Source organism: Albimonas sp. (genome assembly GCF_055129145.1).
In genome coordinates this window covers 1-6,322 of sequence record NZ_JBSRTQ010000201.1, presented here as the reverse complement: position 1 = coordinate 6,322, position 6,322 = coordinate 1, and the positions used below count along the sequence as shown (strand labels likewise).

Annotated in this window: 7 protein-coding genes; 4 read left to right on the top strand and 3 right to left on the bottom strand. The window is 69.8% G+C overall.

Annotated features, from left to right (window positions below):
- Positions 1–86: 86 nt before the first annotated feature.
- Positions 87–1,409 carry a multidrug effflux MFS transporter gene (locus ACTB72_RS19965; protein WP_463038774.1) on the bottom strand — a complete coding sequence of 441 codons (1,323 nt, stop codon included), beginning with the start codon at positions 1,407–1,409 and terminating at the stop codon, positions 87–89.
- A 212-nt stretch (positions 1,410–1,621) separates the two neighbouring features.
- Here ACTB72_RS19965 and ACTB72_RS19960 point away from each other — a divergent pair, with 212 nt between their 5' ends.
- Positions 1,622–2,107 (top strand): response regulator, encoded by a 486-nt coding sequence (locus ACTB72_RS19960; protein ID WP_463038773.1) that lies wholly within the window; start codon positions 1,622–1,624, stop codon positions 2,105–2,107.
- A gap of 143 nt (positions 2,108–2,250) precedes the next feature.
- On the opposite strand, the gene ACTB72_RS19955 is transcribed toward ACTB72_RS19960, so the two are convergent.
- Positions 2,251–3,060 (bottom strand): enoyl-CoA hydratase, encoded by an 810-nt coding sequence (locus ACTB72_RS19955; protein ID WP_463038772.1) that lies wholly within the window; start codon positions 3,058–3,060, stop codon positions 2,251–2,253.
- Positions 3,061–3,203: 143 nt separating this feature from the next.
- Here ACTB72_RS19955 and ACTB72_RS19950 point away from each other — a divergent pair, with 143 nt between their 5' ends.
- Positions 3,204–3,635 (top strand): PaaI family thioesterase, encoded by a 432-nt coding sequence (locus ACTB72_RS19950; protein WP_463038775.1) that lies wholly within the window; start codon positions 3,204–3,206, stop codon positions 3,633–3,635.
- On the opposite strand, the gene ACTB72_RS19945 is transcribed toward ACTB72_RS19950, so the two are convergent.
- Positions 3,599–4,537: a LytTR family DNA-binding domain-containing protein gene (locus ACTB72_RS19945; protein ID WP_463038771.1), complete on the bottom strand. Its 939-nt coding sequence runs from the start codon at positions 4,535–4,537 to the stop codon at positions 3,599–3,601. The two genes, ACTB72_RS19950 and ACTB72_RS19945, sit on opposite strands and share 37 nt — an antisense overlap.
- A 647-nt stretch (positions 4,538–5,184) precedes the next feature.
- On the opposite strand from ACTB72_RS19945, the gene rplM reads away from it, so the two are divergent.
- Together rplM and rpsI are read left to right on the top strand one after the other, a co-directional pair.
- Positions 5,185–5,649 (top strand): 50S ribosomal protein L13, encoded by a 465-nt coding sequence (gene rplM, locus ACTB72_RS19940; protein ID WP_463038770.1) that lies wholly within the window; start codon positions 5,185–5,187, stop codon positions 5,647–5,649.
- Position 5,650: 1 nt separating this feature from the next.
- Positions 5,651–6,139: a 30S ribosomal protein S9 gene (gene rpsI / locus ACTB72_RS19935; protein WP_463038769.1), complete on the top strand. Its 489-nt coding sequence runs from the start codon at positions 5,651–5,653 to the stop codon at positions 6,137–6,139.
- The last annotated feature ends 183 nt before the right edge of the window (positions 6,140–6,322 follow it).

Sequence of the window (6,322 nt, the reverse complement as noted above, 5' to 3'; positions counted from 1 at the left end):
CCCGGTCCGCCGCGGCGGGGCGCCGGACATGGAAACGCCGGGCGAGGGGATCGCCCGGCGTCTTCACGTTTGGGGCTGGGGCCGCGTTAGTTTCCGCGGAAATCCTGCATGCCGGGCATCGAAGTCGTTCGGGCCTCGCCGACATGGCGGGCGCGGGCCTCCTGCTCGCGCGCCATGGCGACCTCCTCGCGCACGCGCCGCCGCTCCACCGCCATGACGTAGAGGATGGAGAGGGTGGAGCACACGCCGGTCAGCAGCATCATCCCGATCAGCGGCCACGGCCCGCTCTCGGGCCCCAGCAGCGCCCCCGTCGTCGCCGACAGCGCCGCGCCGCCGCCCATCATCAGGGTCGAGCCCAGCCCCGCCGCGCTGCCCGCCAGCCCCGGGCGCACCGACAGCGAGCCCGCCATGGCGTTGGGCATGGTCATGCCGTTGCCCATGCCCATCAGGAACACCGGGCCGAAGAGCGCCAGCGGGTGCTGGATGCCGACGACGAACAGCGCGAGGCAGCCGGTCATCGCCGCGGTCGAGGTCAGGGTCCCGGTCAGGATCATCCGGTTCAGCCCGGCGCGCTGCGAAAAACGCCCCGACAGGAAATTCCCGGTCATGTAGCCGCCGGCGATGAAGCCGAAATAGAAGCCGAGCTCGGACGGGCTGAGCCCCAGCATCTCGGTCGCCACATAGGGCGCCCCGCCCATGAAGGTGAAGAAAGCGCCCGAGGCGAAGGCGCAGGCCAGCGCGTAGCCCCAGAAGCGGCGGGAGGCGAAGAGCTCAGGGTAGGCCCGGAACTGCTCGGTGAAGGAGGCGGAGCGGTGGCGGTTGGTCTCCCCCGAATCGGCCCAGCAGAGCGCGGCGACCCCGATCCCGAACACCAGCAGCAGCCCGAAATTGGCCTGCCAGCCCCAGACCTGTTCGACCGCGCCGCCGATCATCGGGCCGATCATCGGGGCGACCGCCATGCACATGGTGACGTAGCCGATCATGGAGGCCGATTTCTCCGGCCCCACCATGTCGCGGATCATCGCCCGGCTCAGCACCAGGCCTGCCGAGACCGCGGCCTGCGCCATGCGGCAGGCCATGAAGATCTCGATATTGGGCGCGAGGATGCAGCCGAGCGTGGCGAGGGTGAAGATCACGAAGGCGCCCAGCACCACCGGGCGGCGGCCGTAGCGGTCCGACAGCGGCCCGATCAGCAGCTGCATCGCCGCCATCACCGTGAGATAGCCGGAGATGGCGAGCTGCATGACCGCGTATTCGACCTCGAAATACGCGGCCATGCCGGGCATCGAGGGCAGGAAGATGTTCATGCTGAGCGCGCCGAGCCCCGCCATCAGCACCAGCGTGATGACCGCGGGCGGTGTGGAGCGGTCCAGCAGGCGCTTGCGCGGGGGCGTTTCGGCAATGGTCATAAGGCATTCTTACTGTGCCGCCGGATGTCTGTCCACGACGCCGCGTCGGCCCGGGGGCCTGGGACGCCGTCGCCTCGGGAACGGCCTTTCCTTGAAAAGGATAAGGTTTTGTTCACCACGACGGCGTAGCTCGAAGGCGCTGGCGCAACCTTTCCTCAACCATGCGCTGCAAGAGTGCCTCTCGCGGCCGTCGGGGTCGAAAGGGGTGAGTGATGCGATGCCTCGTTGTGGACGATTGCGAAGAACTCGCCGAACTGTGGCGGCTTGAGCTGGCGACACGCGAATTCAACGTCGACGTGGCCTTCAATGCCGAGGACGCCTTCAAGGCGATGCTGCATACGCGGTTCGACCTGATCGTGGCCGATCTCGGCCTTCCGGATGGCTCCGGCGTGACGGTGGCGCAGAGCGCGGCGATGCGCGCGCCCGAAGCGGACGTGGTGGTGGTGACCGCGCAGACCGACTTCCCCAACGGGGAGCTGTTCGGGATGTCGGACAACATCGTGGGCGTGTTCCGCAAATCGGCGGACATGGGCGACCTGTTCGCCTTCGTCGAGCATCTGCGCGCCCGGCGCGAACGGGACGACGCCTCGAGCCTGCGGGCCGACCGCCATCGCGGCGCGGCGCATGACGCCGGGGAGGACATCTTCGGCCCGGCCTGGGGCCAGGCCCGCAAGATTTCGGCCAGCGCCGCGGAATAGAAAGCGGCTCCAGCCTTCATGCCCGCACCTGGTCCCTCCGCCGGTTCCGCGGCCGTTTCGCCCGGGCCGCCCGCCCCGGGGACCCTGTCCGATCCCCTGATGCGTTTCGGGCCGAATCACCTGGCCTGCGCCACGCGGCCGGCTCAGCGCCAGTCGGGGTCGCGTTTTTCGAGAAAAGCCTGCACGCCCTCCGCGGTGTCGCGATGCACCATGTTCTCGGCCATCACCCGGCCCGTATAGGCGTAGGCCGCCTCCAGCCCCATCTCGGCCTGGGCGTGGAAGGCGAGCTTGCCGGTGCGCACCGCCACCCCCAGTTTGCCGGCGACCTTGCGCGCCAGCGCCATCGCGGCCGCGCCCTGTTCGCCATCGGGAACGGCCCGGTTGATCAGCCCCATCTCGGCGGCGCGCGCGGCGGACACGAACTCGCCCGTCGTCAGCATCTCGAACGCCTGCTTGGCGGGCACGGCGCGGGTCAGCGCCACCATCGGGGTCGAGCAGAACAGGCCGATATTCACCCCGTTGACCCCGAAGCGCGTCGATTCCGCCGCGATCGCCATGTCGCAGGTCGCCACCAGCTGGCAGCCGGCGGCGGTGGCGATGCCATGCACCTCGGCAATCACCGGCTGCGGCAGGCGGGTGATCGAGGTCATCATCCGCCCGCATTGCGCGAAGAGCGCGTTGTAATAGCCCCGCCCCCCGTCGGGCGCCTGGCGGGCGGCCTGCATCTCCTTCAGGTCGTGGCCCGCGCAGAACGCCTTGCCGGCGCCGCGCAGCACCACCACGCGGATCGTGGGGTCGACGGAAAGCGCGTCGATCTCGCCCTGCAGGCGGGCGAGCATCGCCTCCGACAGCGGGTTGATCCGTGCGGGCGCGTTGAGCGTCAGGCGGGCGACGCCGTCGAGATCCTCGCGCAGGACCAGGTCTTCGGGGGCGGCGGGAACGGCGTCGGGCATGGCGGGCTCTCCTGTCTGTCGGGCGCAGTCTAGCGCCGGCGGGCCGGGGACCCAAGCGGCGCGCGCCCCTTGACCGGGCCGCCGCCGCCCGCATGCTGCCCCCAAAGCAAGAGGGGGGAGAGAGACGCATGACCAGCCCGCAGATGACCGTGCATTTCGACGAGGCCGAGCTCGGCGCCTATCTCGACGAGGTGTTCCCCGAGACCGCCGGCCGCTTCGTGGTGGAGGAGGTGGCCCCGATGTTCGTGCGGATGCGCATGAAGATCGGGCCGATGGACCTGCGCCCGGGGGGCACGATCTCGGGCCCCTCGATGTTCACGCTGGCCGACTGCGCCTATTACGCGGCGACGCTGGCGATGATCGGGCGGCAGGCGCTGACGGTGACCACAAGCTGCGCGATCAACTTCATGCGCAAGCCCGAGCCGCGGGACCTGATCTGCGAGGCGCGGATCCTGAAGCTGGGCCGGGTGCTGAGCGTCGGCGACGCGACCATCTTCTCGCCGGGGGTGGCGGGGCCGGTGGCGCATGCGGCGCTGACCTACTCGATCCCGCCGGCGCCTCCGGCGGGGGTCTGATCCGTCGGTCGCGTCCCCGCGCCCGGGCCGGGAGCGTCGAGCCAGCCGGCGGCGCGCAGGTCGCGCAGCCGGGCGCGGCTGACCGGGATCTCCTCGCCATTGGCCAGGGTGAGCACCGCGCGGTCGCCGTCGCGCCGCAGCTCGCGCACCGCGCGGCGCGCCACCCAATGCGAGCGGTGGACGCGCAGGCCCGCTTCGGGCCGGGCCTCCTCCATCGCGTCGCCGAGACGCATCAGCACCAGCTCCTCCCCGGCGTCGGTGGCGACCGAGACGTAGTGGTCGTTCATGGTCAGGCGCAGCAGCGGGCCGCGCTTGGCGATCGGCAGGCGCTGGAGCAGGCGGGGCCCGGCGGACGCCTTCGGGGCGGCGGCGGAAGACGTCGTCGGATCGGCCGCGCGCTCTCGGGCGGCGGTCGGGTTCGGGGTCTGTTCCGCGAGCGGCGGGGCGTTCCGGTTCGCCGCCCGCAGGCTCGGCGGCCATCCGGCGAGGAGTCGCGACTTCGCCGCCAGCAGCAGCGTCAGCGCGCCGAAGATCGGCAGCGAGGCGAACCAGGTCTCAAGGTCGTAGGGCTTGAACATCACGATGGTGCGCAGCCCGTCGACGATCAGGGCCACGAAGGGCGTGCTGACGATCACCGTCAGCGCCAGCGTCGCCAGCGGCGAGGCACGCCGGGGCGCCATCGCGATGTCGGCCACCGCGCCCGTCAGCGTGATCAACGCCCAGGCGATCCCCAGCGTCACCAGCCAGTAGATCAGCCGGTCCAGCATCGTGAACGGACCGTCGTCATGCCCGAAGGGCGCGGCCAGCGCGAACAGGCCGGAGGTCAGCGCCCAGGCCGCCCATAATCGCGGCGAGGACATCCTGAGGCGCCATTCACGAAGCGCAAACGTCATCAGTCTCATGCTCGACATCCGTTCGCGAAGTTCGGTAGGTCTTTGGCGAATTCGAAAGGTCCCTCGCGAAAACCAGTTTGAACGTCGCGCCACGCTGCGTCCAGCCTCTAACGCGTCGGAGGGGTTGCTGGTCCCAACCGCTTCGACGGCCCGCCCGGGCGATGCGATGCGCGGTCGGCCGGCCTGACCTGGTCGGACGCGCGTCGCTCGCCCGAGACGCGGGGCCCGGGCCTGGCGCTTCTCTGGGGAGAATCGCGCCGACGGGCGCGGGAGGAGGGCCGCAGAGGCGCGCCGTCCTCCCGCTCGACATATCCGCGCATCGTCGTCGTCGTCGCCATCCCCGTTCCCGTTCCCGGGCCCGGAAGCCGACGCTCCCTGTCTGGCGCCGATCCACCCGCGCCTGCGTCGCTTCCCCGAAGCCTGACCCGCACCGACGCAGTCTGGGGCTCATATTTGGGGTATTGGAAAACCCCATTGCCAAACGCATGGAATTCCTTGCGGGTTTACGGCTCTATCGCGGCGTCAGGCGATTGACATGCGCCGTGGAATCCATAAAAGGCGCGCATCCATCCCTCGGCGAGGATCATCCCCGCGCGAAGGAAGCCGTTACTCGCGCCAGGGGAAACGCCTCGGGCGTTTCGAAAGCGAAGGGATCCATGAAGACCTTTTCCGCCAAGCCGTCCGATATCGACAAGAAGTGGGTCGTGATCGACGCCGAGGGCGTGGTGCTGGGCCGTCTGGCCGTTGTCATCGCGACCCGTCTCCGGGGCAAGCACAAGCCCTCCTACACGCCGCATATGGACATGGGTGACAACGTCATCGTGATCAATGCCGGCAAGGTGCAGCTGACCGGGCGCAAGCGCTCGGACAAGGTGTACTACTGGCATACCGGCCATCCGGGCGGGATCAAGCAGCGCACCGCCGCGCAGATCCTCGACGGGCGGTTCCCCGAGCGTGTGGTCGAGAAGGCCGTGCAGCGCATGATGCCGGGCGGTCCGCTGACCCGCAAGCAGCTGTCCAACATGCGCGTCTACGCCGGCGCCGAGCATCCGCACACGGCGCAGGAGCCCGAGGTGATCGACGTCGCCGCCATGAACTCCAAGAACACGCGGAGCGCCTGATATGTCCGACGACCTGAAGTCGCTCGACGAGCTCTCGACCCTGACCACCGGCGACGACGCCGTGGCCGCCGTCGCCGTCCCCCGCGAGCCGGTCCGCGACAAGCTGGGCCGCTCCTACGCCACCGGCAAGCGCAAGGACGCGGTCGCCCGCGTCTGGGTGAAGCCCGGCACCGGCAAGGTCGTGGTCAACGGCAAGCCGATGGCCGAGTACTTCGCCCGCCCCGTGCTGCAGATGGTTCTGGCCCAGGCCTTCTCCGTCTGCGACGTGGTCGGCCAGTTCGACGTGATGGCCACCGTCAAGGGCGGCGGTCTGTCCGGTCAGGCCGGCGCGGTGAAGCACGGCGTGTCCAAGGCGCTGACGCTTTATGACCCGAGCCTGCGCCCGGCCCTGAAGGCCGCCGGCTTCCTGACCCGCGACGCCCGCGTGGTGGAGCGCAAGAAGTACGGTCGCCGCAAGGCCCGCCGGTCCTTCCAGTTCTCCAAGCGCTGATCTCGCGCCTGGACCCGGGCGGCCTGCGCCGTCCGGGGCTCGACACGAAAGAAACGCCCCGCGCCGGATCCGGCCGCGGGGCGTTTCGCGTTTCGAGGCATTCGCGTTTCGAGGCATTCGCGTTTCGAGGCATTCGCGTTTCGAGGCATTCGCGTTTCGAGGCATTCGCGTTTCGAGGCATTC